General features: G+C 72.5%; 28 protein-coding genes and 1 riboswitch. Of the genes, 13 read left to right on the top strand and 15 right to left on the bottom strand.

Annotated elements, in window-relative coordinates:
* Window positions 1–17: 17 nt before the first annotated feature.
* The 4 genes from ACZ7J0_RS19115 to ACZ7J0_RS19100 are packed head-to-tail and all read right to left on the bottom strand — an operon-like array spanning window position 18 to window position 4,231.
* Window positions 18–1,247 carry an amidohydrolase family protein gene (locus ACZ7J0_RS19115; protein WP_470888772.1) on the bottom strand — a complete coding sequence of 410 codons (1,230 nt, stop codon included), beginning with the start codon at window positions 1,245–1,247 and terminating at the stop codon, window positions 18–20.
* On the bottom strand, window positions 1,244–2,527 hold the full coding sequence (locus ACZ7J0_RS19110) for an amidohydrolase family protein (RefSeq protein ID WP_470888770.1): 1,284 nt from the start codon (window positions 2,525–2,527) through the stop codon (window positions 1,244–1,246). Before ACZ7J0_RS19110 ends, ACZ7J0_RS19115 begins: the two co-directional genes overlap by 4 nt.
* Window positions 2,528–2,549: 22 nt before the next feature.
* Complete coding sequence (locus ACZ7J0_RS19105; protein ID WP_470888768.1) at window positions 2,550–3,434, bottom strand: SDR family NAD(P)-dependent oxidoreductase; 885 nt, start codon at window positions 3,432–3,434, stop codon at window positions 2,550–2,552.
* The gene (locus ACZ7J0_RS19100; protein ID WP_470888766.1) at window positions 3,434–4,231 is read right to left on the bottom strand and encodes an acetoacetate decarboxylase family protein; all 798 of its coding nucleotides are present in this window, start codon (window positions 4,229–4,231) and stop codon (window positions 3,434–3,436) included. The genes ACZ7J0_RS19105 and ACZ7J0_RS19100 overlap by 1 nt, the downstream gene beginning before the upstream one ends.
* 103 nt (window positions 4,232–4,334) lie before the next feature.
* On the opposite strand from ACZ7J0_RS19100, the gene ACZ7J0_RS19095 reads away from it, so the two are divergent.
* The 6 genes from ACZ7J0_RS19095 (at window position 4,335) to ACZ7J0_RS19070 (ending at window position 9,743) form a co-directional block, all read left to right on the top strand.
* Window positions 4,335–4,976, top strand: coding sequence for a TetR/AcrR family transcriptional regulator (locus tag ACZ7J0_RS19095; protein ID WP_470888764.1), 642 nt, complete (start codon window positions 4,335–4,337; stop codon window positions 4,974–4,976).
* Between the two features lie 64 nt (window positions 4,977–5,040).
* On the top strand, window positions 5,041–6,009 hold the full coding sequence (locus ACZ7J0_RS19090) for a DEDDh family exonuclease (RefSeq protein ID WP_470888762.1): 969 nt from the start codon (window positions 5,041–5,043) through the stop codon (window positions 6,007–6,009).
* A gap of 54 nt (window positions 6,010–6,063) precedes the next feature.
* Complete coding sequence (locus ACZ7J0_RS19085) at window positions 6,064–6,297, top strand: hypothetical protein (RefSeq protein WP_468714801.1); 234 nt, start codon at window positions 6,064–6,066, stop codon at window positions 6,295–6,297.
* A gap of 82 nt (window positions 6,298–6,379) precedes the next feature.
* Window positions 6,380–7,168: an SURF1 family cytochrome oxidase biogenesis protein gene (locus tag ACZ7J0_RS19080; protein WP_470888760.1), complete on the top strand. Its 789-nt coding sequence runs from the start codon at window positions 6,380–6,382 to the stop codon at window positions 7,166–7,168.
* A gap of 30 nt (window positions 7,169–7,198) precedes the next feature.
* Window positions 7,199–8,983: a glycoside hydrolase family 15 protein gene (locus ACZ7J0_RS19075; RefSeq protein WP_470888758.1), complete on the top strand. Its 1,785-nt coding sequence runs from the start codon at window positions 7,199–7,201 to the stop codon at window positions 8,981–8,983.
* Window positions 8,984–8,987: 4 nt separating this feature from the next.
* On the top strand, window positions 8,988–9,743 hold the full coding sequence (locus ACZ7J0_RS19070; RefSeq protein WP_470888756.1) for an SDR family oxidoreductase: 756 nt from the start codon (window positions 8,988–8,990) through the stop codon (window positions 9,741–9,743).
* A 225-nt stretch (window positions 9,744–9,968) separates the two neighbouring features.
* Here ACZ7J0_RS19070 and amaP read toward each other — a convergent pair whose 3' ends face one another.
* The 5 genes from amaP to ACZ7J0_RS19045 are packed head-to-tail and all read right to left on the bottom strand — an operon-like array spanning window position 9,969 to window position 12,267.
* Window positions 9,969–10,559: an alkaline shock response membrane anchor protein AmaP gene (amaP, locus tag ACZ7J0_RS19065; RefSeq protein WP_470888754.1), complete on the bottom strand. Its 591-nt coding sequence runs from the start codon at window positions 10,557–10,559 to the stop codon at window positions 9,969–9,971.
* 13 nt (window positions 10,560–10,572) lie between these two features.
* Entirely contained in the window at window positions 10,573–11,235 is a 663-nt protein-coding gene (locus ACZ7J0_RS19060; RefSeq protein ID WP_470888752.1) for a DUF6286 domain-containing protein, read from the bottom strand.
* Window positions 11,232–11,579 carry an Asp23/Gls24 family envelope stress response protein gene (locus ACZ7J0_RS19055; RefSeq protein ID WP_470888750.1) on the bottom strand — a complete coding sequence of 116 codons (348 nt, stop codon included), beginning with the start codon at window positions 11,577–11,579 and terminating at the stop codon, window positions 11,232–11,234. Before ACZ7J0_RS19055 ends, ACZ7J0_RS19060 begins: the two co-directional genes overlap by 4 nt.
* A gap of 6 nt (window positions 11,580–11,585) precedes the next feature.
* Window positions 11,586–11,777 carry a hypothetical protein gene (locus ACZ7J0_RS19050; RefSeq protein WP_470888748.1) on the bottom strand — a complete coding sequence of 64 codons (192 nt, stop codon included), beginning with the start codon at window positions 11,775–11,777 and terminating at the stop codon, window positions 11,586–11,588.
* Between the two features lie 19 nt (window positions 11,778–11,796).
* The gene (locus ACZ7J0_RS19045) at window positions 11,797–12,267 is read right to left on the bottom strand and encodes an Asp23/Gls24 family envelope stress response protein (RefSeq protein ID WP_470888746.1); all 471 of its coding nucleotides are present in this window, start codon (window positions 12,265–12,267) and stop codon (window positions 11,797–11,799) included.
* A gap of 91 nt (window positions 12,268–12,358) precedes the next feature.
* Here ACZ7J0_RS19045 and ACZ7J0_RS19040 point away from each other — a divergent pair, with 91 nt between their 5' ends.
* On the top strand, window positions 12,359–13,078 hold the full coding sequence (locus ACZ7J0_RS19040; RefSeq protein WP_470888744.1) for a hypothetical protein: 720 nt from the start codon (window positions 12,359–12,361) through the stop codon (window positions 13,076–13,078).
* Window positions 13,079–13,113: 35 nt separating this feature from the next.
* On the opposite strand, the gene ACZ7J0_RS19035 is transcribed toward ACZ7J0_RS19040, so the two are convergent.
* The 3 genes from ACZ7J0_RS19035 to ACZ7J0_RS19025 all read right to left on the bottom strand — a co-directional run bounded on the left by ACZ7J0_RS19035 (window position 13,114) and on the right by ACZ7J0_RS19025 (window position 16,348).
* Complete coding sequence (locus ACZ7J0_RS19035) at window positions 13,114–13,914, bottom strand: enoyl-CoA hydratase/isomerase family protein (protein ID WP_470888742.1); 801 nt, start codon at window positions 13,912–13,914, stop codon at window positions 13,114–13,116.
* Between the two features lie 187 nt (window positions 13,915–14,101).
* Window positions 14,102–14,323: a helix-turn-helix domain-containing protein gene (locus ACZ7J0_RS19030; protein WP_018518904.1), complete on the bottom strand. Its 222-nt coding sequence runs from the start codon at window positions 14,321–14,323 to the stop codon at window positions 14,102–14,104.
* Window positions 14,324–14,749: 426 nt separating this feature from the next.
* A complete protein-coding gene (locus ACZ7J0_RS19025; protein ID WP_470888740.1) occupies window positions 14,750–16,348 on the bottom strand; it encodes an ABC-F family ATP-binding cassette domain-containing protein in 1,599 nt (532 codons plus the stop codon).
* 241 nt (window positions 16,349–16,589) lie between these two features.
* Between ACZ7J0_RS19025 and ypfJ the strand changes: the two genes are divergently transcribed.
* Complete coding sequence (gene ypfJ / locus ACZ7J0_RS19020; RefSeq protein WP_470888738.1) at window positions 16,590–17,480, top strand: KPN_02809 family neutral zinc metallopeptidase; 891 nt, start codon at window positions 16,590–16,592, stop codon at window positions 17,478–17,480.
* A gap of 132 nt (window positions 17,481–17,612) precedes the next feature.
* Entirely contained in the window at window positions 17,613–18,014 is a 402-nt protein-coding gene (locus ACZ7J0_RS19015; RefSeq protein WP_470888736.1) for a VOC family protein, read from the top strand.
* Between the two features lie 5 nt (window positions 18,015–18,019).
* Here ACZ7J0_RS19015 and ACZ7J0_RS19010 read toward each other — a convergent pair whose 3' ends face one another.
* From ACZ7J0_RS19010 to ACZ7J0_RS19000, 3 genes are all read right to left on the bottom strand, one after another.
* Window positions 18,020–19,405: a hypothetical protein gene (locus ACZ7J0_RS19010; RefSeq protein WP_470888734.1), complete on the bottom strand. Its 1,386-nt coding sequence runs from the start codon at window positions 19,403–19,405 to the stop codon at window positions 18,020–18,022.
* A gap of 110 nt (window positions 19,406–19,515) precedes the next feature.
* The gene (locus ACZ7J0_RS19005) at window positions 19,516–20,643 is read right to left on the bottom strand and encodes an alpha/beta hydrolase (protein WP_470888732.1); all 1,128 of its coding nucleotides are present in this window, start codon (window positions 20,641–20,643) and stop codon (window positions 19,516–19,518) included.
* Between the two features lie 288 nt (window positions 20,644–20,931).
* Window positions 20,932–21,588, bottom strand: coding sequence for a class II aldolase/adducin family protein (locus ACZ7J0_RS19000; protein WP_470888730.1), 657 nt, complete (start codon window positions 21,586–21,588; stop codon window positions 20,932–20,934).
* Window positions 21,589–21,856: 268 nt separating this feature from the next.
* Between ACZ7J0_RS19000 and ACZ7J0_RS18995 the strand changes: the two genes are divergently transcribed.
* The 4 genes from ACZ7J0_RS18995 to ACZ7J0_RS18980 all read left to right on the top strand — a co-directional run bounded on the left by ACZ7J0_RS18995 (window position 21,857) and on the right by ACZ7J0_RS18980 (window position 26,128).
* Window positions 21,857–23,113 (top strand): inorganic phosphate transporter, encoded by a 1,257-nt coding sequence (locus ACZ7J0_RS18995; RefSeq protein WP_470888728.1) that lies wholly within the window; start codon window positions 21,857–21,859, stop codon window positions 23,111–23,113.
* An 18-nt stretch (window positions 23,114–23,131) separates the two neighbouring features.
* Entirely contained in the window at window positions 23,132–23,353 is a 222-nt protein-coding gene (locus ACZ7J0_RS18990; protein ID WP_469117915.1) for a hypothetical protein, read from the top strand.
* Window positions 23,354–23,490: 137 nt separating this feature from the next.
* A riboswitch (cobalamin riboswitch) is annotated at window positions 23,491–23,628 on the top strand.
* Window positions 23,629–23,663: 35 nt separating this feature from the next.
* Entirely contained in the window at window positions 23,664–24,626 is a 963-nt protein-coding gene (locus tag ACZ7J0_RS18985) for a cobalamin biosynthesis protein (protein WP_470888726.1), read from the top strand.
* Window positions 24,627–24,637: 11 nt separating this feature from the next.
* Window positions 24,638–26,128: a cobyric acid synthase gene (locus ACZ7J0_RS18980; protein WP_470888870.1), complete on the top strand. Its 1,491-nt coding sequence runs from the start codon at window positions 24,638–24,640 to the stop codon at window positions 26,126–26,128.
* The last annotated feature ends 112 nt before the right edge of the window (window positions 26,129–26,240 follow it).

Genomic DNA, 26,240 nt, shown 5'->3' with positions numbered 1-26,240 from the left:
GTCTCACACCCGGCACGTCACCACACGCGCACCGAGCCGCCCCGGGCGAACGCCGGGCTCGTCGCGTCCGCCGGGACCTCCTTCAGGGGCTGGGAGATCTCCTCGACGGTGGGGCCGTGCCGTGCCGCGAGCGCGTCGAGGAGGGCGAGGTCGAAGCCGTACACCCGGGCGGCGTTGCCGCCGGCCATCGCCGCCACTTCCTCGCGCGGCAGGCCCGCGTAGGCGATGCGGAGGCCTTCGCGGGAGTACGGAGTGGTGCCCTCGTCGTGGGGGTAGTCGCTGCCCCACATGATCTTGTCGAGGCCTATCCGGTCGCGCAGCGGCACCTCGTGGGGGCGCATGAAGCTCGCGCCGACGAAGCAGTTGTCCCGCCAGACCTCGCTCGGCCCCCTGCCCATGGACTCGGCCAGGCCCGCGCCGAACTTGGACTCGGCGGTCGCGGCCTTCGTCGCGGCGGCCACGAGCCGTGCGTGGTAGTAGTCCAGCATCTCGATCACGCCCGGGATCCATCCCGAGCCCTGTTCGGTCAGGACGAGTTTCAGACCGGGGTGGCGGCGGAAGGCGCCGCCGAACATCAGGTGCCACAGTGCGCGGTGGGAGAACCAGGTCGTCTCCACCATGAACACCGCCCGCGCGGCCGGTTCGTCACCGAGCGGCGGCGACGCCGACCCGCCGTGGTGGTTCACGGGCACGTCCAGCTCCTCGCAGACGGCCCAGATCGGGTCGTACGTCTCCGAGTACAGCTCGGGGACGCCGGAGCCGGGCGGCGCCCCCGGCAGCAGGATCCCGCCCGTCAGGCCGGCCTCCTTGGCCCACCTGATCTCGTTCACCGCCTCGTCGACGTCCCCCAGCAGGATCTGGGCGACTCCGGCCCGCCGGCCCGGCGCCAGCGAGCAGAAGTCGGCGAGCCAGCGGTTGTGGGCGCGCAGGCCTGCCCAGCGCTGCTCGAACTCCTCCCTCGTCGGCGCGGGGGCCATCAGCGAGGCCGAGGGGAAGAACGGCGGAATGGTGTTGGGGAAGACGACTTCGGCGACGATGCCGTCCGCCGCCAGCTCGGCGAGTCGGCGGTCGGAGTTCCAGTTGCGGTCGGCCGTGTCGGCGAGCAGGTCCTCGTACGGATTGACGTAGGTGGCGGCCCAGGCGTCGAAGTCGTCGTGGTACCGCTTCTCCAAGTACGGCTTGTAGTCGAGGAGATCGGCGCCCGCGTGGCAGTCGGCCGAGATGACCGTGTAGCGATCCGTCGTCACGACGCCCCCAGGACCGGGAAGTCGTGGTCGGTCAGCCAGTGGCGGCCCACCTCCCGGGAGCGTGCCCAGGACGCCTCGACGGCCGCTTGGTCGGCGCTCTGTCCCAGATCGGCCGGGGTCGGGCCGATCCGGCGGGCGAGCGGCGCGAGCGCGGCGGTGTCGAAGCCGAAGACCTCCGCCGCCGCCAGGCCGAGCATCCGGCGGGTCTCCGCGACGGGAATGTCGTGGAAGGTGTTCGCCAGCCACGCGCGGGTGTTGGGCCAGGTCCCCTCGGGGTGCGGGAAGTCGCTGCCCCAGAGGATGTTGTCGACGCCGATCTCGTAGCGCTGGGCCAGCTCGCGCCGCTTGGTGTTGGTCGCGCAGATGAAGATCTGCCGGTCCAGGTACTCGCTCGGCGGGCGCTTCAGCTCGGCGAACGGCGAGAGCTTCTTCCCGCCGTGCGCGCCGAGGTAGAGCCGGTCCATGAACCAGAGCAGGTTCGGCAGCCACCAGCAGCCGGACTCGGCGACGCCGAACCTCAGCCCGGGGTGGCGCTCGAAGACACCGGACCAGAGCAGGAACCAGAGCGGGCGCGCGGGCCACCAGGTCACTTCGCTGACGTAGATGCCGAGATGGTCGCCGTACTCATCACGCGGCGCCGCTCCCGAGTGCGTCACCAGGGGCATCGCGGTCTCGGCGGCGGCCGCCCACACGGGGTCGTAGCGCCGGTCGTGGTAGGGCTCCTTGTCGACCCACATGGAGGGGATCATCAGGGCCCCGAGTCCCGACTCCTTGGCCCGGTGGATCTCGGCGACGACCTTGTCGGTGTCGGCCGTGACGGGCAACAGGGCGACACCGCAGTGCCGTTCGGGGTTCTGGGACACGAACTCGGCGAGCCAGCGGTTGTGCGCCTGCGCTCCGGCCATCCCGAGCTCGGGGTCCTGGTCCCCGGAGAGTCCGAGGCCGACGCCGAAGGGGGCCGCCGTCCTGCTGTCGACGGCGTCGGCGTCCGGGAAGACGACCTCCGCCGCCACTCCGTCACCGTCGAGCTCCTTCAACCGCTGGGCGCTGTCCCAGCCGCCGCGCAGCCCTTCCTCGTTGTCGCTGAACCACTTGTCCGCGAAGGCCTCGTTGCGTACGCCGAGCCGGGTCATGGCCTCGCGGCGGGCGTCCCGTCCGGCCAGGAACTCGTCGAAGGCGCGGTGGAAACGGGGGTCCAGATAGGGCCGGTACTGCTCGGTGGGCAGACCGGCATGGCAGTCGGAGGAGATGATCAAGTACGGGTCGTTCGGATCCGTCATCACGGCTCCCTCAGTCGCACGGTCAGTCGAGGATGAAGCTTTCGAGGTACGCGGGGTTCGCGCGGTCGAGCATCGACCGCGACCGCGCGCGGATCTGCCGGTCGCTGTGCTCGCTCTCCGGGAGCATCCAGAAGCGGTCGGCACGGATGCCGTCCACCACGTGTTCGGCGACCTCCTCGACCGGGGTGAAGGCGACCTCGTGGCCGGCCCTCCTCATGGCGGCCTCCCACTGGTCGAGGCTGCGGTACGGGGTCTTGCGCGGCCGCTCCTTCGCGTACCGCTCGGGCCGGTTGCGGTGCGACTCCCACAGTCCCGTACGGAGCATGTGCGGGCCGGGGAAGAGCACGGAGGCTCCGACCAAGGCGCCCTCGGCCTTCAGATGCGCGTACAGCGACTCGGTCATCGTGACGACGGCCGCCTTGGTGACGGCGTAGACGGAGGCCGTCGGCAGGGGGGCGATCCCACCGTCGCCGGAGGAGGTGTTGACGACATGGCCCGGCGCGCCGCCCGCGATCATGCGGGGTACGAAGGCCTGGATGCCGTGGAAGACGCCCCAGACGTTGACCGAGAAGGCCCACTTCCAGTCGTTCGGCTCGTGCTCCCACATGCGGCCCTCGGCGCCGGAGCCGACGCCCGCGTTGTTGCAGAGGACGTGAACCGCTCCGAACGTCTCGTAGGCGGCGTCGGCGAGGGCCAGGACCGAGTCGCGATCGCTGACGTCGACGGTGCGGGCGAGGACCCGCGCACCCTCGTCGCGCAGCTCGTCGGCCGCTTTGGCGAGCGCGCTCTCCTCGACGTCCGCGAGGACGACCTGGAGTCCCTCGGCGGCGAACCGCCGGGCCATGGCCCGGCCGATGCCGCTCGCCGCGCCGGTGACGACGGCCGTCTGCCCCTGTTCCAGCCGCATCAGACGCTCCCCTCCGGCGGGCCGTCGAGGATCTGGCGGGGGTCGTCGTAGCGCTGGTGGATGTACGGGAGGAGCGCCTGGGCGCTCACCCGCTCGACGACCCTGCCCCTCTGGTCCGTCGTCTTCTCCCCGAGGGTGATTTCGACGACGCGGCGGACGGGCAGGTCGGCGACCGGGTCGTACATGGACTCCCGCAGCACGATGTCACCGGTGATCCGCTCCAGTGCGCGCACCTTCTCGTTGCGTACGCAGTGGACCAGCACGGGGTCGGCGTCGAAGCCCGAACCGTCCACGGCCGGGAGGAACTTGAAGTAGAAGTCGACCTTCTCGGTGGGCTCCGGGAGCGGCAGCGGGCCGGACACCGCTCCACGGACCTCGACGAACGCGATGCCGTGCCGGGCGAGGGAGGCGTGCACGACCAGGCCGTCGCGTTCGACCGTGACCTCTCCCAGCTTCTTCGGCTCGCCGAAGACCTCCCGGCCGCCGATCAGGGCCCGCTCGTGCGTCATCGGCATGACGAGCGGATACCAGCCCTGCTGGTCTCCATGGGCGGCGGCGACCGCCACCGACCCCGCGCCGAGCGGATAGCCGGGCAGGTCGACCTTGCTGATGTTCGCCCGGACGAGCGGGGCGGCGGTGGGTTTGAGCGGGGGCGGCAGCACGGCCGCGACCGCGTCGGGGTCGCTCTCCCACACGGCGACCACGCCGGTGGACCAGATGTCGGGAAGCTTGGCTCCTGCCGCTCGGGCCGCGGCGATCTCGGCCTCGGTGCGTGCTCCGTACCGTACGCGTGCCATGACGTACCACCCTTCGCTCATCGTCGGGGGACGGGTCTGTAACACAGTTACACCGGCACCGATGAAGGGTAAAGAGCCGTGCACGCAAGAGAATGGGGGTCTCATGCCACGTCCCGCGCTGACCCGCGAGGAGGTGCTGGACGCCGCCGCGGCGCTGGTGAGGCAGCACGGCCCGGCCGCGCTCACCATGCGCAAGCTCGCCGCCGAGCTCGGCACCGCGGTGACCTCCATCTACTGGCACGTGGGCAACCGCGAGTCACTCCTCGACGCCCTCGTGGAGCGGACCGTCGCCGAGCTCGGCGCCGTGGCACCGCGCGGCCGCACCCCGGCCGAGCGGATCGTCTCGGTCGCCCGGGCGCTGCGCCGGGAGCTCCGCGCCCGCCCGCACCTCGTCGCGATGGTCCATGAACGCGGCCTGACGGAAAGGATGTTCCTGCCGGCCCAGCGGTCCCTGGTGCACGAGGTGCACGCGGCCGGACTGCGCGGGGCGCGCGCCGCGGATGCCGTGCGGGCGGTGCAGTTCCATGTGGTCGGCTTCGTCCTGGTGGAGCGGAACCGGGAGCGCGCTCCCGTCCAGTCCCCGGGCGAGGAGGAGCTGTGGGACGCGGCGACGGCCGAACACGACCCCACCCTCGCCCGCTCACTGGCCGGGCCGGTCAATCCGGAACGGCTGTTCACCCTGTCGGCGCGCGCGCTCGTCGAGGGCCTGCTCGCTCCGGTGCCGCGCGGACCCCGCTCGCGGTGACGGCCAAACTGCCGTGCCCGGCGGACTCCGTGGGCGGCACTGTCAGTGGGGGCCCGTATTCTCTGTGACCATGCTCGACGACCTCACGACAGCGACGTGGCCGACCGCGTACCCCCAGGGGTACGCGGTCGTCGACGTGGAGACCACCGGACTCGCTCGCGACGACCGGATAGTGTCCGCTGCCGTCTACCGCCTCGACGCCCAGGGCAACGTCGAGGACCACTGGTACACGCTGGTCAATCCCGAGCGGGATCCGGGGCCGGTGTGGATCCATGGGCTGACCAGTGACGTCCTGGAGGGCGCGCCGCTCTTCCCGGACATCGCCGCCGAGTTCTCGGACCGCCTCGAAGGCCGCGTACTGGTCGCGCACAACGCGATGTTCGACTGGTCGATGATCGCCCGGGAGTACGCGCGCGCGGAGCGGACCGCGCCCACCCGGCAGCGGCTGTGCACCATCGCCCTCTCCAAGGAGCTGGCGCTTCCGCTGCCCAACCACAAGCTGGAGTCGCTGGCCGCGCACTTCGGGGTGGTGCAGCAGCGGGCGCACCACGCCCTGGACGACGCGCGGGTGCTGGCCGAGGCGTTCCGGCCGAGTCTGCACACGGCGGCCGAGCGAGGGGTGCGGCTGCCGCTCCTCGAGTGCCGGCCGCTCACCGAGTGGGTGTCGGCCCCGGCCACCCCGCGCATCGGGTACCAGGCGTCGTACCGGAACGGATGGCGGCCGTCGCGGAAGCGACCGGCCTGTCCGTATCCGAACCCCGGACGGTATGAATCAGACAAACCGCTCAAACAGGGCATGAGGGTGGCCTTTTCGGGTGACACCTCCATCGACCGCGAGCTGCTGGAGGACCGGGCCGTCGAAGCGGGCCTCCATGTGGCCACCAGCGTCTCGCGGCTGACGAGCCTGCTGGTCACCAACGACCCCGACTCGGCCACCTCGAAGACGGTCAAGGCGAAGACGTTCGGCACACCGGTCGTCGACGAGGCCGCCTTCACCCAGCTGCTGCGGGACGTCGCCCCTGCAGACGGGTGACGGACCGGGCGTGCCGCCCACCCTTCCCCACCCACGGGCCGCACCCTGTGGCGCATGGCACGTTGCGAGGTCTGCGGAAACGATTACGGGATGTCCTTCGAAGTGCACGCGCAGGGCGCGGTGCACGTCTTCGACTGCTTCTCGTGCGCCATTCACCGCATGGCGCCCATCTGCGAGCACTGTCGGGTCCAGATCATCGGCCAGGGAGTCGAGGTCGACGGCCAGTGGTTCTGCGGCGGTCACTGCGCCCGCGCGGAGGGAAAGGCGGGCATCGTCGACAAGGTCTGAGCCGGTCCGGCCGCACCCCGCCGCGGGCGCGCGACCGAACCCCCCTGACAACACCCCATGGCCCGAGTTGTACGGTCATGGGGTGTACCGCTTCCTGTTGTCCCGGCAGTGGGTGATCCTCACCCTCATCGCTCTCGTCCTCATCCCCACGATGATCGAGCTGGGCTTCTGGCAGTTCCACCGGCACGAGAACCGGGTCGCGCAGAACTCCCTGATCGCGCGGAACCTGCGCGCCGCGCCCGTCCCGGTCGCCTCTCTCACCTCTCCCGGTCACACCGTCCCCCGCGCCGACTACTGGCGCCAGGTCAGCGCCACCGGCACGTACGACACCGCGCACGAAGTGGTGGTGCGCCGCCGCACCTCGGCGGACGACAAGGTCGGCATGCACGTACTGACCCCGCTGATCCTCAAGGACGGCCGGGCCGTCCTGGTCAACCGCGGCTGGATCCCCGCCGCCCCCGACCAGAAGGCCTTTCCCGAGGTGCCGCCCGCTCCCCGGGGCACCGTCACCGTCACCGGCCGCCTCAAGGCCGACGAGACGACCGGCACCAGCGGCATCAAGGACCTCAAGGGCCTGCCGCCCCGCCAGATCATGCTGATCAGCAGCGAGCAGCAGGCCCGGACCCTGGGGCGCCAGGTCCTCGGCGGGTACATCGAGCAGACCGCTCCCCTGCCGTCCGGCGGCACCCCCGAGCAGATCCCCGAGCCGGACCACGACTCCATCGGCCCGCACATGGCCTATGCCGTCCAGTGGTGGCTGTTCGCCGCCGGCGTGCCGGTGGGCTGGGTGATCCTGGTACGCCGCGAGAAGCAGGACCGGGCCGCCCAGGCCGCGAAGGACGCGACGCAGGCCACACCCGTCCCTGCTTAGGCGCTGCCCGGGGCGGGAACACGCCAGAGCGTGACGCAACGCATCGAGGACTACGCACTCATCGGGGATCTGCAGACCGCCGCACTGGTCGGCCGGAACGGGTCGATCGACTGGCTCTGTCTGCCGCGCTTCGACTCGGCGGCCTGCTTCGCCGCGCTCCTCGGTGACGAGAACAACGGCCACTGGCGGCTCGCCCCCAAGGACGCGACCACCTGCACCCGCCGCGGCTATGTGGAGGACTCGCTCGTCCTTGAGTCGTTCTGGGAGACCCGCACGGGCACGGTCAAGGTCGTCGACTTCATGCCCCAGCGCGACAAGGCCCCCGATGTGATGCGGATCGTGGAGGGCATCAGCGGCGAGGTGGAGATGAGCTCCGTCCTGCGGCTGCGCTTCGACTACGGCTCGATCGTGCCGTGGGTGCGACGGTCGGACGGTCACCGGGTGGCCATCGCCGGCCCCGACTCCGTATGGCTGCGCAGCGAACCGGCCGTCAAGACCTGGGGTCAGCAGTACAGCACCTGCTCGTCGTTCACGGTGGGCGCCGGCGAGAAGGTGGCCTTCGTCCTGACCTGGCACCCCTCGCACGAGCCGCGCCCCGCCCTCATCGATCCGCACGAGGCGCTGGAACACTCCCTCGCCGACTGGAAGGAGTGGGCGGCGCGCTGCCGGTACGAGGGGCCCTACCGGGAAGCCGTCATCCGTTCCCTGATCACCCTCAAGGCGCTCACCTACGCCCCGACGGGCGGGATCGTCGCCGCGGCGACCACCTCCCTGCCGGAGGAGCTCGGCGGGGTGCGGAACTGGGACTACCGCTACTGCTGGCTCCGCGACTCCACCCTCACCCTCGGCGCGCTGCTGTCGGCCGGATACCTCGACGAGGCCCAGGCCTGGCGGAACTGGCTGCTGCGGGCCGTCGCCGGCAACCCCGCCGACCTGCAGATCATGTACGGACCGGGCGGCGAACGGCGGCTGCCGGAGACGGTGCTGCCCTGGCTGCGCGGCTACGGCGGCTCGGTGCCCGTGCGCATCGGCAACGCCGCGGTGAACCAGCTCCAGCTCGACGTGTACGGCGAGGTCATGGACTCGCTTTTCCAGGCGCGCGAGGCCGGGCTGATGGGCGAGTCGCACGCCTGGAACCTCCAGCTCAGTCTGCTCGGCTTCCTCGAGACGCACTGGCGCGAGCCGGACGAGGGGCTCTGGGAAGTGCGGGGGCCGCGCCGCCACTTCACGCACTCCAAGGTCATGGCCTGGGTCGCCGCGGACCGCGCCGTCCGCACGCTGGAGTCGAACCCCGCGCTCAAGGGCGACGTGGGGCGGTGGCGCGCGATGCGCGAAGAGGTGCACCGGGACGTGTGCGAGAAGGCCTACGACCCCGTGCGCAACACGTTCACGCAGTCGTACGGCTCGCGGCAGCTGGACGCGGCGACCCTGCTGATCCCCCGGGTCGGGTTCCTGCCGCCGGACGACCCGCGCGTGGTGGGCACGGTGGAGGCGGTCCGCGAGGAGCTGGGCCACGGCGGTCTCGTACGCCGCTACTCCACCGAGGGCGTGGCGGTGGACGGGTTGCCCGGGCACGAGGGGTCCTTCCTGGCCTGCACCTTCTGGCTGGCGGACGCGCTCCTGCTGATGGGGCGGCCGGACGAGGCGCGTGAGGTGTTCGAGCGGCTGCTCGAACTGCGCAGCGACGTGGGGCTGCTCGCGGAGGAGTACGACCCGGTGTCGGGGCGGCAGCTGGGCAACTTCCCACAGGCGTTCAGCCACATCGGGCTGGTGGGCACCGCCCTCGCGCTCGCCGGGGCCGACCCGGCAGGATAGGCCCATGGATCTTGGACTGAAGGACCGTGTGTACGTCGTCACCGGAGCCACCCGTGGGCTCGGCCGCGCCTCCGCGCGGGCTCTGACCGCCGACGGCGCGAAGGTCGTCGTCACCGGGCGCGACGAGAAGTCGGTCACCGCGGCGGCACAGGAGCTGGGGCCGAACGCGGTGGGCGTCGTGGCGGACAACGCCGACCCGCGCTCGGCGGACCGCGTGATCGCCCGGGCCCGTGCCGAGTTCGGCCGCTTCGACGGCATCCTGATCAGCGTGGGTGGCCCGGCGCCGGGCTTCGCGGCGGACAACACCGACGAGCAGTGGCAGTCGGCGTTCGAGTCCGTCTTCCTGGGCGCGGTACGGATGGCACGCACGGCGGCCGCGGCGCTCGGCGAGGGCGGCGTGATCGGCTTCGTCCTGTCGGGCTCGGTCCATGAACCCATTCCCGGTCTCACCATCTCCAACGGTCTGCGCCCGGGGCTCGCCGGCTTCGCGAAGTCCCTCGCCGACGAGCTGGGCCCCCGGGGCGTCCGGGTCGTCGGCCTGCTGCCGGCCCGGATCGACACGGACCGGGTGCGTCAGCTGGACGCCCTGTCGGGCGACGCGGAAGCGTCCCGTACGGCCAACGAGTCGCGGATCCCGCTGCGCCGGTACGGCACTCCCGAGGAGTTCGGCAACACGGCGGCGTTCCTGCTGTCTCCGGCGGCGTCCTACCTGACCGGCATCATGCTGCCGGTGGACGGCGGGGCGAGGCACGGCTTCTGACCCGGGGCGCGATGCCAGGTCCGGGTCCGGGTCCGGGTCCGGCCGTGACGGCGCGAGCGCGGCCGGCCTCCGTCAGGTGACCCGCTGGGCGCCGTTCGCGGACCGCTCTGAGACGGACCTCCGCCAGGTCACCCGCTGGGCGCCGTTGGCGGACCGCTCTGAGACGGACCTCCGCCAGGTCACCCGCTGGGCGCCGTTGGCGGACCGCTCTGAGGCGGGCCTCCGTCAGGTCACCCGCTGGGCGCCGTGACGAACCGCTCTGAGGCGGGCCTCCATCGGCAGCTCCGCCAGCCCCGCGGAGTCCCTCGCGTGGGCCACCGCCTCGTCCGTCAGCCGGGTCAGCGCGTCCCGCGGGGCCGCGTAGGGCTCCAGCAGCAGGGCGACCCGGGTCCTCGGCTCGGTGCGGCGGCCCGTCAGCAGGACATGGGCGCGGGCGACGCCGTCCAGGGACTCGGCCTCCCGCTCCAGTACGCCCTCGAGCGCCCGACCCCGCAGCAACGCCCCTTCGCCGTCACCGCTGTCGACGAGTACCTCGGCCAGCCGGGCACGCCGGAACTGGGCCAGGAGCCACCACAGAGCGAGGATCACCAGTACCGCGAGCACCGCGATGACCACCGGACACCACCAGCCCTCGTCCCGCCACCGGGCTCGGTCGGCGTCGCTGAGCAGGACGTCACGCGGGCCGTACCACGGCCACCACGACGGGACGTCGAGGTCGAGCCCCGCCGCGAGCACGCCGCCGCCCACCAGCAGGAGCGCCAGACCTGCCAGGCCGAGCAGGACACGATTGACCGCCTGCAGGACACTGCGGACCATCGTCGTCACCCCCTCATCGCTTTCGCGCCGGACGGCCCACGTGCACCGTGAGCGCCGGCGGCCGGGCCAGGCCGAGCTCCCGGATGCCGGTGGCGAGCACCTCGTCCAGATCGGCGCGTACGTCGTCGAGTTCACGGAAGTGGGAGACCGCCCGCACCCCCACCCTGGTCCTCCGCATCCTCACCCGTACCGACTGGACGCCCGAGACCTCCATCGCCCGGTCCCGCAGGGCCAGCGCCGCCGCGTCGCGGTCGAGCCCCGCGCGGACGCCCGCCCGGCCGCGCCGCATCGGCAGGACCGCCCGGAGCCCGGGGGTGAGGGCGAGCACGATCAGCCAGAGGCCGAGCGCCACGGCGAGGCCGGCTCCGACCAGAACCCAGGGGTTCTCCAGCGGGCGGTCGGAGAGTTCGTCGGCGAGGGAGCGGCGCCATTGCATGGCCGAGCGGTTCGCACGTACGGAAGCGATGTCGTAGAGGAGCAGTCCCGTGCCCGCCAGCACGGCCGCCGCCGCGAGACCGGCCGGGATCCGGCGCGCGGACCAGAAGCGCCGGGCCGGGGCTTCTTCGCCCTCGTCCAGTACGGGCACCGGCTCGTAGCTCGCGGCGGACCCGGACTGGTCCAGATCCGCCGGGGTGCCGGCGGGCGGGCCGCTCGGGCCTCCGGGCGGGTGGGTCATCGGAGCCTCTCCCGGTCCTCGTGGCGTGTGTGCGCGGAGTGCAGACGCTCCACCTGGACCGCCACCTCCGGCACCTCCATCCCCGCCAACGCCCTTACCCGCTCGGTGACATGCCGACGCACGGTGCCGCACTGACGGCCGATGTCGGAGGGGTAGTCCAGTTCGAGGGTCACCCTCACACGTGCCATGTCGCGCTGGACGACCACGGAGGCGCGAGGCGCGGCGCCGTCCTCCGGCACTTCGACCAGCGCCTCACGCGCTGCCTGCGATGCGATCTTCGCCACGACCCGGTCGGCGATCGTGGTCTCTCCACGGTCGGCGGCCCCGACCCGCTCCGCCGGCACCCCGGGTCACCGCCGCCGCTCGCCGCGCTCGCGACCCCGGAACAGGTCTCCGGGTTCGAGGTCGCCGTCGAGGAACCTGCCGGTCACGAAGCCGATCGCACCCAACGCCGCGACCAGCACAAACGCCCCGAAGCCGCCGAAGAATCCGGCGAAGCCGAGGGCCATTCCGGCCACCAGGCCGACCACCGCCATGCTCATCTCTGTCCCTTCGTACCGCCTACTGAATCCGGGACTCGGGCTCCTCGTCCTCTTCGTCGGGGAGCTTCACATCGCTCACGGCGATATTGACCTCGACGACCTCCAGCCCGGTCATCCGCTCGACGGCCGCGACGACGTTCTCCCGCACCTCGCGGGCGACGTCGGCGATCGAGACGCCGTACTCGACGACGATCTCGAGGTCGAGAGCGGTCTGCACATCGCCGACCTCGGCCTTCACCCCTCGGGTGACGTTGGACTTGGTGCCGCCCGGCACGCGGTCGCGTACGGCGCCGAACGTGCGGGAGAGCCCGCTGCCCATCGCGTGGACGCCGACGGCGTCGCGGGCGGCGAGACCGGCGATCTTCTCGACCACCCCGTCCGCGATGGTGGTGCGACCGCGGGAAGCCGGGTCGCCGCCACCCCGCTTGGTCACGGACGCCTTCCTGGCGTCGTCGGCGGCCGGTTGCCTGGCCTGTGAGCTGTCGGTCATCGCCTCGTCCCTTCCGGGCAGGTTTGTACTCTTCTGCCCACATTAGGTGCGCTTGCCCCGTCTCGCGCCGGAGATGCGGCAGGCTGGAGGAATGACGACCGGTGACGGATGGGCCGCGGCGGTACGAAGCCGGCTGAGCATCGGCCGGCTGCTTCCGCTGGGCGACCCGATGGACGGGACATGGCTGGCGGAGCGGGCGGCCGGGGACGTCCTGCGGCGCGCGGCGTCGGAGGTACGGGGCGTGTCGCCCGGCACGGTCCGGGTGGACCTCGCGGACCCCGGCGCGGCCGGCACGGCCGACTTCCCGCCTCCTCCGGGCGCCATCGCGGCCGGCGCTCTGAGGATCGAGGCGGATTTCGACGCCTCGGTGGACACGGCGCTGCCCGTCCTCGCCGAGGAGCTGCGGTCCGCGCTCTTCAGGGCCGCCGACGAACGGCTCGGCCTGGTCGTCACCCGGGTGGATCTCCGGGTGACGGACCTGGTGGAGACGGTGCCCGGCACGGCATCGGGCCCTGTCCGGGATTCCGCCGGCGGCGCTCCGCCGGTCGGGCGACGGGGCGGGGCGGCCACGCCCTCCGTCGCGCCGTCCGGGCAGGCCGCCCGGGCCGCGCTGGAGGTGGAGGGCGTCGCCGCGCTGACGACGTCGCTCGGCTCCTCGGTCCACACGGCCGAGGACCACGTCCGGGTCGAGCTGGCGACCTTCGCGGACCACCGGGCCCTGAACGTGGCCCGAACGGTCCGCACGGCGGTCGGCATGGTTCTGGCCGCCCCACTGCCAGTGACCGTGCTGGTCACCGAGGTGCGTCAGTGAGGCGGCGGGTGGTGCCGGGGCGCTCGCGGGGGCCGCTAGTCGGCCAGGCCGGCGAGGTCGCGCAGGCGGCGGGCCTGGGCGGCGCGTTCGGCGGTGCGCTGGTCCTCGTAGGTGCGGTCGGACGCACCACGCAGGAGCGCCTTCGTCTCGATGACCGCGTCGCGCGGGGCGGCCAGCAGGGCGGCGCTCAAGTCGCGTACGGCGCCGTCGAGTTCCTCGACGGGCACCACGAGGTTGGCCAGGCCCACACGCTCGGCCTCGTCGGCGTGGACGAACCGGCCCGTGGCGCAGATCTCCAGGGCGCGGGCGTACCCGACCAGACCGACCAGCGGGTGCGTACCGGTGAGGTCGGGGACCAGGCCGAGGCTCGTCTCGCGCATGGCGAACTGCACGTCCTGTGCCACGACCCGCAGGTCACAGGCAAGGGCAAGCTGGAAGCCGGCGCCGATGGCGTGTCCCTGGACGGCCGCGATCGACACGATGTCGTTGCGGCGCCACCAGGTGAACGCCTCCTGGTACTCGGCGATCACGGCGTCGAGGTCGGCGTCGGAACCGCGCGCGAGGTCCAGGAAGGACGGCTCGCCGTCGAAGCCCTCGGGCGTGAACGCCTGGCGGTCGAGCCCCGCGGAGAAGGACTTGCCCTCGCCCCGCAGCACCACGACCCGCACGCTGCCCGGCAGCGACCGTCCGGCCTCCGCCAACGCCCGCCACAGAGCGGGAGACTGAGCGTTGCGCTTGGCCGGATTGGTCAAAGTCACCGTGGCAACGGCGTCCTCGACGGTGAGCCGTACGCCGTCCTTGTCGAACACAACGAGCACAGAGTCGAGCGAGGTCATGGGGCTCCTCCGGTTCCGGTGCAGCACAGTTAAGTGACTGCACAGTAACCACCCGGTCGACCGCACGACCGACCGGGTGGCCACGCCGAATACCGGTGGGGCCGAACGAGCCACGCCCGGAACGAGCCGCGCCCTGGAGATCGCCGGGATCCGAGAGGACCCCGGAGGTTTCCGGACGCCCCGGGCGTCAGGCCGTGGCGGCCTTCTTGCCTCGGGTCGCTCCGCCGCGTCCCCGCAGCGTCACTCCGGACTCGCTGAGCATCCGGTGGACGAATCCGTAGGAGCGGCCGGTTTCCTCGGCCAGCGCCCGGATGCTCGCACCGGAGTCGTACTTCTTCTTCAGGTCTGCCGCGAGCTTGTCGCGCGCGGCGCCGGTCACCCGGCTGCCCTTCTTCAGAGTCTCGGCCACCCGTGCCTCCTCATGGGAAGTGCGCTCTGGACTCTCATGATCACCCCTAGCGGGCTTCCTGGCCACCCATTCGACAAGGTCCGTGCGGGGAGGTTTGAGGGGCGACAGACCGTCGTCACGAGCGGAATGCATGATTCCGTCGCCCTGCCCATGACCGCCCGCGCGGGCTTCGGCATGAATGGGCAGGTCAGCGGCGCGCGGGGAGAGGGCCATGTACGACGACGCGGCGTAGGGCCGGGTGGACGGGATCCGCCCGGCGCCACGCCGCGGTACGAGACACACTCACTCAGATGATGGATCACCCATGAGCCGAATGATCCATATGGAGATGATCACGGGAGCCGCACGCCGACTCGGAGCCCGTTCCGGCGCCCCGTGAGGGGACGCCGGAGGCTGCGGGCAGGCGGGACGGGCCGAGCGGGCGGGTCAGGCGAGCGCGACGAGATCCTTGTAGTCCGGGCCCCATAGGTCCTCGACGCCGTCCGGCAGCAGGATGATCCGCTCCGGCTCCAGCGCGTCGACGGCGCCCTCGTCGTGCGTGACGAGGACGACCGCGCCCTTGTAGGTGCGCAGCGCCCCGAGGATCTCCTCACGGCTGGCCGGGTCGAGGTTGTTCGTCGGCTCGTCCAGGAGCAGCACGTTCGCCGAGGAGACGACCAGGGTCGCCAGCGCCAGACGGGTCTTCTCGCCACCGGAGAGCACCCCGGCGGGCTTGTCGACGTCGTCGCCGGAGAAGAGGAAGGAGCCGAGCGTCTTGCGCACCTCGACGAGGTCGAGGTCGGGCGCGGAGGAGCGCATGTTCTCCAGGACCGTGCGGTCCGGGTCGAGCGTCTCGTGCTCCTGCGCGTAGTAGCCGAGCTTGAGGCCGTGGCCCGCGGTCACCTCGCCCGTGTCGGGCTTCTCGGCGCCGGCGAGCAGCCGCAGCAGCGTCGTCTTGCCCGCGCCGTTGAGGCCCAGGATGACGACCCGGGAGCCCTTGTCGATCGCGAGGTCCACATCGGTGAAGATTTCGAGTGAGCCGTAGGACTTGGACAGACCCTCCGCGGTCAGCGGGGTCTTGCCGCAGGGCGCGGGCTCCGGGAAGCGCAGCTTGGCGACCTTGTCGGAGACCCGGACGGCCTCCAGGCCGGACAGCAGGCGCTCGGCGCGCTTGGCCATGTTCTGCGCGGCGACCGTCTTGGTGGCCTTGGCGCGCATCTTGTCGGCCTGAGAGTTGAGGGCCGCGGCCTTCTTCTCGGCGTTCTGGCGCTCGCGCTTGCGGCGCTTCTCGTCGGCCTCGCGCTGCTGCTGGTAGAGCTTCCAGCCCATGTTGTAGACGTCGATCTGCGAGCGGTTCGCGTCCAGGTAGAAGACCTTGTTCACGACGGTCTCGACCAGGTCGACGTCGTGGGAGATCACGATGAAGCCACCGCGGTAGGACTTGAGGTAGTCCCGCAGCCAGACGATGGAGTCGGCGTCGAGGTGGTTGGTGGGCTCGTCGAGGAGCAGGGTGTCGGCGTCCGAGAAGAGGATCCGGGCGAGCTCGACGCGGCGGCGCTGACCACCGGAGAGGGTGTGCAGCGGCTGGCCGAGGACCCGGTCGGGCAGGCCCAGGGCGGCGGCGATCGTGGCGGCCTCGGCCTCGGCGGCGTACCCGCCCTTGGTGAGGAACTCGGTCTCCAGGCGCTCGTACTTCTTCATCGCCCGCTCGCGGGTGGCGCCCTTGCCGTTCGCCATGCGGTCCTCGTTCTCACGCATCCTGCGGAGCGTCTCGTCGAGGCCGCGGGCGGAGAGGACACGGTCGCGGGCGAGGATGTCGAGGTCGCCGGTGCGGGGGTCCTGCGGCAGATAGCCGACCTCGCCGGAGCGGCTGATGGTGCCACCGGCGGGGAGGCCCTCGCCGGCCAGGCACTTGGTGAGGGTGGTCTTTCCCGCGCCGTTGCGGCCGACGAGGCCGATGCGGTCGCCCTTGGCGATGCGGAAGGACGCGGATTCGATGAGGATGCGGGCGCCGGCGCGCAGCTCGATGCCGGAAGCGGTGATCACGGACAGACTCCAGGGCGGTATGGACGGCGGAAGGACGACGGGGCGCAGGGGCTTCGACGCCGCCTAATGCACAAGGAGAATGGCCATACGGCCCAGTCTAACGGGCCTGTGCAACTGCTTTTCGGCCATGCGACCGAGGTCACGTGTGACGAACAAAAGGGGCAGTACGGATCCGGGTGATCGATACTCGGCGCAGGGCGGCGGCCCCTGCCGCGGCGACGACGCAGAGGGTGGTGTCCCCATGCAGTTCGACGACGACGCCGACCTGGACACGTCCGAGGTCCAGGACGTCCGGGGCAGCCGCATTCCGGGTGGCAGGGCCACCGTCGGCGGCGGCATCGTCGGCTTCATCGCGCTGATCCTCGGGCTGCTCTTCGGTGTGGGGCCGGAGCAGCTGGGACTCTCGTCCGGTGACAACGACCCCGTGCCGACCGCGTCGTCCGCGGCCGAGGTCGGCCGGACCTGCCGGACCGGGGCGGACGCCAACGCCCGGGACGACTGCCGGACCGTCGCGGTCGTCAACAGCGTGCAGGACTACTGGCGGGCGGAGTACGCGCGCCGGGGCGGCCGGTACGCGGACGCGCGGACGGTGATGTTCACCGGCCGGGTCGGCACCGCCTGCGGATCGGCGACCTCGGCTGTGGGGCCGTTCTACTGCCCCGGTGACCGGCAGGTCTACCTCGATCTGGGGTTCTTCAACGATCTGCGGACGACCTTCGGTTCGTCGGGCGGCCCGTTCGCGCAGGCGTATGTGGTGGCGCACGAGTACGGCCATCATGTGCAGCACCTCATGGGCACGCTGGAGCGGGCGCAGGACGGGCGGCAGGGAGCGAACAGCAACGCCGTGCGGGTGGAGCTGCAGGCGGACTGCTACGCGGGGGTGTGGGCGCGCCACGCGACGACGACCCCGGACGACAAGACGGGACGGCCGCTGCTGACGCGGCTGACGGACGCGGACATCCAGGAGGGCCTGGACGCGGCAGCGGCGGTGGGCGACGACCGGATCCAGGAGAAGTTCCAGGGGCGGGTGACGCCGGAGAGCTGGACGCACGGCTCGGCCCAGCAGCGTCAGCAGTGGTTCTACAACGGTTACAGCACGGGCGACATGGCGCGGTGCGACACCTTCCGCTGACGAGGCGCGGGCACGGGTGACGGCGAGCGGACCGAGCCCCGGAGACACGCGCGCTGCCGGGGGTTGTCAGTGCCGGGTGCCAGACTGAGACCCAGGTCACATTCTGCGTACGAGTGAGATGGAGTGATCGAGGTGGCAGAGGCACCGCACATCTGTCCGACCCTGACGTACGACGACGCCAAGGCGGCCATCAAGCAGCTCACGGAGGCCTTCGGCTTCACGGATACCGCGGTGTACGAGGGCGAGGACGGCAGAGTGATGCACGCCGAGCTGTCGTACGGGAACGGCATGGTGATGCTCGGCAGCAAGGGCACGGGCACGGAGTTCGACAAGTTGATGGTGAACGCCGGGCCGACGGGGGTCTTCGTCCATGTCGACGACGTGGACGCGCATCACGCGCGGGCCGTGGAACACGGCGTGGAGATCGTGATGCCGCCCACGGACCAGGACTACGGCTCGCGGGACTACATGGCCCGGGACGCCGAGGGGAACATCTGGAGCTTCGGGACGTACACCCCCGGCGCCTCGGAGTAGACCCGTCACGCGCCCCCGGTGTGCACCTGGAAGGCCGCTCTGCGAACCGCCTTGGCCAGGGCCGGGTCCGGGTGCGCGGCCGCCAGGGCCACCAGCACCTGCACGGTACGGGGATGGCCCACGGCACGGACTTCGTCGAGGAGGGCGGGGACGGTCCCCTGCACCGCCGAGTCGAGGTGGCGGACCAGCAGGGCGCTCTCACCGTGGTCGGCGACGGCCGCCGCGGTGTCCACCCAGAGCCAGGTCGCTTCCTCGCGGCTGAGGACATCGGGCGCCTCGTCGGGGTCCGCGCCCTCGTACTCGGCGAGCCAGAGCAGCGCGTAGGGGCGCAGCGAGGGCTCCTGCGCGCACGCACGGACCTCGGCCTCGGCGGGGGCGCCGACGACCCGCAGGGCCTCGAACGCGAGGCCGCGCAGCAGGGCGTCCTCGCCCCGGGCGACGGCGAGGAGTTCGGAGATGGCGCTGCCCAGCGTGCGGGCGGCGAGCCAGGCCCGGTATTCGGCGCGTGCCGGACCGGGGGTGAGACGGGCACAGCCGCGCAGCATGTCCTCGGCGGACTGCTCGATATGGCCGGCGGGGCTCTGCGCGGCGACGCAGATCTGCTCCAGCTTGACCCAGACCGCCCAGTTGCCGAGGGGGGTGAGGGTGGCCTGCCCGTCGCCGAGGGTCAGGGCGCCGACCGCGGCGAGGCCCTCGAGCGCCCACTCGAGGAGCGGGGAGAGCGGAAGGGGGGCGCCGGCCCCGGCCGGTGGCTGCGCCGCGTCGGGCAGCTGGGGGCCGTAGGGGACCTCGCAGCGTTCCTCGCGCAGTTCGGCGACGCGCTGCTGGAGCAGGTCGAGGAGGGCCGGCACGAGCACCGGCCCGGCCGAGAGCTGGAGGAGGGAGAGCATCTGGGGGACGGCTTCGACGACCTCGGCGACGGCGGCCGCCGGAACGTCGTCGGGCGCCGGGTGGACGAGTGACCACGCGTCGAACAGCGCGACCCAGCCGCGCAGTACGGCGGTGTCGTCACGGTCCCAGGCGTGCAGCCGCCAGCCGGGGCGCGCCGTGCCGCCGTGCAGTTCGACGAGTCCGGCGAGCCGGGCGCGGTCCCATCCCGCCCGTACCTGGTCCGGCGTCAGGTCCAGGGCGGCCGCGACGCGTTCCCTGGCCGGGGCGGCGTCCTGGCCGCGCTCGACGGCGGCCCACCGGGCGATGCGGACGGCGTCGGCGAGGACGGCCCGCGCCTGGCGGGCGAGCTCCGCCGGGGGCGGGGTGCCCTCGGGCGGCCGCGACGCCGGACGGGTACGCCGGGTCGTCACGGCCCGTCGGGCCGTGGTGAGGGGCCGCGGACGGACGAGTCGGAGTCTGGAGTTGCGCGCCAGTTGCTCATCAGGCTTTCGAGACGTCACGGGGGCAGTCTTCCCGCTGTCGGCCCGAAAGCCCAAACGGAATGCGCATCGCCGCTGTCGCGGGCGGCCCGGGGACGCACGGGCGGCGCTGCTCGGCGGGTGTGCGGGGGTCACATGAGGGGGGTGAGAAAGCGGCGCAGCGCCTCTTCGTAGCGGGCGGGGTCGGCGTTCCACATCGCGGCGTGCGGGGCGTTCCTGACGGTGTGCAGGGAGACGAGCCCGGGGCGGCGGGCGGCGAGGTCGCGGGAGGGCTGCCAGGGGGCCAGGGTGTCGTCGGGTCCGTGGAAGACGAGCGTGGGTACGCGCAGCGCGTCCGGGTCGGCCGCTTCCCGGAGGCGGCCGCCGTGCAGACCGGTGCGCCCCTGGGCGGCCCGGACGGCGAGCGGCAGCAGCACGGCCGGGACGCGGCGGGCCGCGGCGAGGGCTCGCAGGGTCGTCTCCCAGTCCAGAACGGGCGAGTCCAGTACGAGACCGCTGATCCGGTCGCGCAGACCTGAGTTGGCGGCGGCGTGCAGGGCCATGGACGCGCCGGTGGACCAGCCGTGCAGGACGACGCGCTCGGCGCCGAGGCGGACGGCGTGCCGGATCGCGGCGTCCACGTCGCGCCATTCGGAGTCGCCGAGGTGGCCGAGTCCGTCCGTGGGACGCGGTGCGCCGGCGTCTCCGCGGTAGGCGAGGTCGAGCACCGGGAACCGCAGACCGTTGAGGCACGGCAGCAGGTTCAGCGGATGACGGGGGGTGGTGCCCAGGCCGTGCACGGTGATGACCCAGGTGGAGCGGGCGCCGGGGACGAACCACGCGGGCAGGGCGCCCAGCTCGCCGGGCACCTCCAGGTCCTCGTAGTCGACACCGGCCGCCGTGGCCGGGGTGCCGCTGTGGACTTCCGGGGTGAGCCGGACGTGCGTGCCGGTGAGGAGGGTGCCGTGCTCGACGCGCTCGAGCCGGCGCACGACGGTGTCCGCGGTGTGCGCCGCCGTGTCGAGGACCGGGCCGACGACGGCGTGCACGCCGTCGCCCGCGAGGCCGTACGTTCCCGGACGCAGGGCGGCGAGGCTGCGGGTCAGGGTGATCCGGCCGGGGGCGGTGTCGTGGACGGTGAGCCGGGGGTCTCCCGGCAGGGGTCTGCCGGGCCGCGCCCTCAGGGCGGCGTCGGAGGCGTACCGACCGGCCGCGATCGCGGCCGCGCCGACACCGATCAGTGTGGTGACGGCCGCTGCCGTCGCTTTAGCCGGGCGCACTGTCCCAGTGTCGACGCGGGCGGGACCGGGTGCCAGTGGGCGGCCCCCTGCGACGCCGCCCACCTGGGCTGCTCCGGCCCCGCCGGCCACGGGCCGAGGCCCGCCCCGCCGGGGAGCGTTCGCGGAACGTCGGCACGGCGCCGGCGCCGGGGGCGGCGGCCGGTCGGCGGGCGGTCAAGAGCCTCCGCTGGCGTGCCGGCGGTCGAACCCCGCCCCGCCGGCCGGCCGGCCGAGCAGCGGCACGGCGCGTGCGGCAGCGGCCCACCCGGCCCCGTCGTCGCGGCCCGGTCAGCCCGTCGGGCGCGGCTGGCCGTAGCGCTGGAGCTTCTCGCCCGCCTCGCGCAGTTCGTCGTCGGAGAGCAGGGACGGGCTGAGGCCCGGTACGGAGCTCGCGGCGAGCCAGAGGCGGCACATCCACTCCAGCTGCGCGGTGCGGTCGTAGGCCTCGTCGAGGGTGTCCCCGTACGTGAGGGTTCCGTGGTTCCGCAGGAGGCAGCCGGTGCGGCCGTCCAGGGCGCGGAGCGTGTTCGCCGCCAGCTCCCGCGTCCCGTAGAGCGCGTACGGCGCCACGCGGACGGGCCCGCCGAGGGCGCCGGTCATGTAATGGACCGGCGGCAGTTCGCTCACGAGCGTGGAGACCGCCGTGGCGTGCACGGCGTGGGTGTGCACCACGGCTCCGGCGGAGGTGGCGCGGTAGATCTCCAGATGCATCGGCAGCTCGCTGGTGGGGGTCAGCTCGCCGAGGACGCGGGTGCCGTCGAGATCGACGGCGACGGCGTCCTCGCGGGTCAGCCGGTCGTAGGGGACCCCGCTGGGGGTGACGAGGACGCGGTCCCCCACCCGTACGGAGACATTGCCCGAGGTACCGACGACCAGGCCGTCCGCCACCGTTCTGCGGGCCGTGTCCACCAGGTCGCGCCACGCCCGCTCGATCTCACGTTCCATACGGCGATCGTGCCAGCCGGGTGGCGAAGACGGCCGCCACGTGATCAGGATCTCTTCTGATGCGTCGGGCAGACCGTCCGAAGAGTGAGCGAAGAGGAGGCAATGCCTCGTACTGTCCCGTATCCACGGGACCTACCGCCGGTCACTTCGACAAGCGGAGCGAGAGACCCCCTATGGGGTCACCACCATGCCCCTCCCAGTTCATCTTCCGTTCACTCAGGTTGCCTACGTTCATCGAGCCACTGACGTCGAACGATTGCCTGGGTAAATGGAACACATCACGCTGCTGCTCGCGATTGTGGTCGTGACAGCTCTCGTGTTCGATTTCACGAACGGTTTCCACGACACCGCCAACGCGATGGCGACGACCATCTCGACCGGTGCCCTCAAGCCCAAGACGGCGGTGGCCATGTCCGCCGTGCTCAACCTCGTCGGCGCGTTCCTGTCCGTGGAGGTCGCCAAGACGATCTCCGGCGGGATCATCAACGAGTCCGGCATCAAGACAGAAGTGATCTTCGCGGCGCTCGTCGGCGCCATCCTCTGGAACCTGCTGACCTGGCTGCTCGGCCTGCCGTCCAGCTCGTCCCACGCGCTCTTCGGCGGCCTCATCGGCGCCGCGGTGATGTCGGCCGGCTGGTCGTCGGTCAACGGCAGCGTCGTGGTCACCAAGGTTCTGCTCCCCGCCGTCGCCGCGCCGATCGTCGCCGGTCTCGCCGCGATGCTCGCCACCAGGCTGACGTACAGGATCGGCAGCCGTACGGACGAGAAGTCCACCGCCAAGGGCTACCGGGCCGGCCAGATCGCCTCCGCCGGTCTCGTCTCCCTGGCGCACGGCACCAACGACGCCCAGAAGACCATGGGTGTCATCACCCTGGCCCTGGTGACCGGCGGCGTCCTCGCCCCCGGCTCCAACCCTCCGATGTGGGTCATCGTCGCCGCCGGTCTGGCGATCGCGATGGGCACGTACCTCGGTGGCTGGCGCATCATCCGCACCATGGGCAAGGGCCTCACCGACCTCCGGCCGCCGCAGGGCTTCGCCGCCCAGACCAGCGCCGCCACGGTCATCCTGGCCTCCTCGCACCTGGGCTTCTCGCTCTCCACCACCCAGTCCTGCTCCGGCGCCGTGATGGGCGCGGGCCTCGGTCGCAAGGGCGGCGTGGTCCGCTGGTCGACCGCGACCCGGATGTTCGTCGCCTGGGGTCTGACCCTGCCGGCCGCCGGTCTGGTGGCCGCCACCGCCGAGTTCCTGACCGGTCAGGGCTCCTGGGGCGTCGCCGCCACCGCCGCCCTGTTGATCGCCGGTTCCGGTGTCATCTGGACGCTGTCGCGCCGCAAGCCGATCGACCACCACAACGTCACCGACGACGAGATCGCGGAGCCCGCGGGCGTCGTGACCACCGCCATCGCGGCCGTCTCCCCGCCGCCGGCCGGCGTCGCCGCCACCCTGGCGGGCACCGACCTGAAGACGACCATCCCGACCCCGCCCCCGGCCGCCGCCGACCCGGCGCGTCCGGCCACGGTGTAAGGAACCAAGGACCTCAGCATGAAGATCGACTGGGCAGCTCTCGGCACCGTCTTCGGTGTCAGCCTCGTGGCCACCGTCGCCCTGGTGGGCCTCTTCACCCTCGGCATCGTCGGCCTCTCCAAGCAGGAGTCCGCCGCCGCTCAGGGTGGGTCGGCCACCATGGCCCGCACCGGCGCCTACGCCTGCTTCGCCCTGTGCGCGGCGGCCGTGGCGTACGGCATCTATCTGATCGTCGTCTGACCTTCCGCACGGCTCGCGGCCGGGCGGCTCCCACCTTCGGGTGAGGGCCTCCCGGCCGTCGTTTTTTCCGGGGCCCGCTCCAGGGGGCTGTGGGCCTGCGCACAGTGTGCTGCCGCAGGTCAACGGTGAGTTGACGGGCGTTCGGGCAGCGTGGTGGACTGCCGAGGCCGTTTACGGCGGCAGTAGAGGAAGTCCGGTGCGAATCCGGCGCGGTCCCGCCACTGTGACCGAGCGCGAGCTCGGGAGTCAGGAACTCTCACCGCCGGTCACGTCGAGCCAGGGCGCGGACCCTGAGTGAGGACATTGCGCCATGCCTGGCCGTAATACAGCCACAGCTGTCTTCGCGTACGGCGCCACCGCCGGTCTGGTGGCCGATCTGGTTCTCGGCGATCCCCGCCGCGGGCACCCCGTCGCCGCGTTCGGCAGGGCAGCCGGCGCCGTCGAGGGCGTGTTGTGGCGCGACCATCGGGGCTGGGGCGCCGCGCACACCGCCGTGTGCGCCGGAGGCGCCGTGGCGGCCGCCGCCCTCGCCACCCGCGCCGTCCGCGGCCGTCGCGCCGCCTCCGTCGCCCTGACCGCCGCGTCCGTCTGGTCCGTCGTCGGCGGTACGTCCCTGGGGCGTGAGGCACGCGCCATCGGCGGGGCTCTGGCCGCCGGGGACATCGACGTGGCCCGCGAGCGCCTGCCTCATCTGTGTGGCCGCGACCCGCAGACACTGGACGGCCCGGGGATCGCCCGCGCGGTCGTGGAGTCCGTCGCCGAGAACACGTCCGACGCCGTGGTGGGGGCGCTGGTGTGGGGCGCGCTCGGGGGCGTGCCGGGCCTGGTGGGCTTCCGTGCCGTGAACACCCTGGACGCGATGGTGGGGCACAAGTCCCCCCGCTACCGCCGGTTCGGCTGGGCGTCGGCCCGCCTCGACGACGTGGCCGGCTGGCCCGGGGCCCGGCTGACCGCCGCCCTGGCGACGCTCGCGGGCGGGAACCCGCGCGGCGCGCGGCGCGCCTGGCGGGCCGACGCGGCCAAGCACCCGAGCCCCAACGCGGGGCCGGTGGAGGCGTCCTTCGCGGGCGCTCTGGGCGTACGGCTCGGCGGCACCCTCTCGTACGGCGGACGGGTCGAGCACCGGCCCGTACTGAACGGCGGGGGCCGCGACGTCGGGGTCGCGGACATCGAACGCGCGGTGCGGCTGTCGCGCCGGGTGAGCGCGCTGACCCTCGCGGTGTGTGTGGCCGGACGGCTGGCCGCCGGGTCCATCAAGGGGAGGCGTGCGTGAGTGGCGGACTGATGGTGGCGGGGACCACCTCCGACGCGGGCAAGAGTGTCGTCACGGCGGGTATCTGCCGCTGGCTGGTCCGCAAGGGCGTGAAGGTCGCCCCCTTCAAGGGGCAGAACATGTCCCTCAACTCCTTCGTGACCCGCGGGGGCGCCGAGATCGGGCGCGCCCAGGCCATGCAGGCGCAGGCCGCCCGGGTGGAGCCGACCGCGCTGATGAACCCGGTACTGCTCAAGCCGGGCAGCGACCGCTCCAGCCAGGTCGTCCTCATGGGCAAGCCGGTGGGCGAGTTGAGCGCTCGCGGCTACCACGGGGGAAGACAGCGGCAGCTCTTCGAGCCCGTGGTGGCGTGCCTGGAGGAGCTGCGGGGCACGTATGACGCCGTGATCTGCGAGGGGGCCGGCAGTCCGGCGGAGATCAATCTGCGGCGTACGGACATCGTGAACATGGGGATCGCGCGGGCCGCCCGCTTTCCCGTCGTCGTGGTCGGGGACATCGACCGGGGCGGGGTCTTCGCGCAGTTCTTCGGGACGACGGCGCTGCTCGCGCCCGAGGACCAGGAACTGATCGCGGGCTATCTCGTCAACAAGTTCCGCGGCGACGTGACGCTGCTGGAGCCGGGCCTGGAGATGCTCCACGGGCTCACCGGACGGCGGACGTTCGGTGTGCTGCCCTACGCGCACGGGCTCGGCATCGACGAGGAGGACGGGCTGCGGGTGTCCCTGCGGGGCGCCGTACGGGAGTCCGTCGTCGCGCCGCCGGTCGGTGAGGACGTGCTGCGGGTGGCGGTCTGTGCCGTGCCCCTGATGTCCAACTTCACGGACGTGGACGCGCTCGCCGCCGAACCCGGCGTGGTGGTGCGGTTCGTGGACCGGCCCGAGGAGCTCGTCGACGCGGACCTCGTGGTCGTCCCCGGCACCCGGGGCACCGTGAAGGCCCTGGCGTGGCTGCGCGAGCGCGGGCTCGCGGACGCCCTGGCGCGGCGCGCGGCGGATGGCCGGCCGGTCCTCGGCATCTGCGGCGGGTTCCAGGCGCTGTCCGAGCACATCGAGGACGACGTCGAGTCGAAGGCCGGGGCGGTCGAGGGGCTCGGGCTGCTGCCGGTACGGGTGCGGTTCGCGCCCGAGAAGACCCTCGCGCGGCCCGTGGGCGAGGCCCTCGGGGAGCGGGTCGAGGGGTACGAGATCCACCACGGCGTCGCCGACGTACGGGGCGGGGAGCCGTTCCTGGACGGCTGCCGGGTCGGCTCGGTGTGGGGGACGCACTGGCACGGGTCGCTGGAGAGCGACGGGTTCCGGCGGGCGTTCCTGCGGCGGGTCGCGGCCGCGGCGGGCCGCCGCTTCGTCCCGTCGCCCGACACCAGCTTCGGCGCACTGCGCGAGGAGCAGCTGGACCGGCTCGGCGATCTGATCGAGGAGCACGCCGACACCGACGCGCTGATGCGGCTCATCGAACAGGGTCCGCCCGCGGGACTGCCGTTCGTCCCGCCGGGTGCCCCGTGAGCCCGGCGGGCGGCACCCGCGCACGGGCCGCGCGACAGTGTCCCGCACCGGAGCGACCCGGACGAGGGCGTCCCGCACACCCGCGCCCTGAACGACAGCGACCCGAACGACA

Source organism: Streptomyces sp. NPDC038280 (assembly GCF_055600045.1).
Note: the sequence above shows the minus strand (reverse complement) of the source record. Positions and strands in the feature narration are given on the sequence as shown.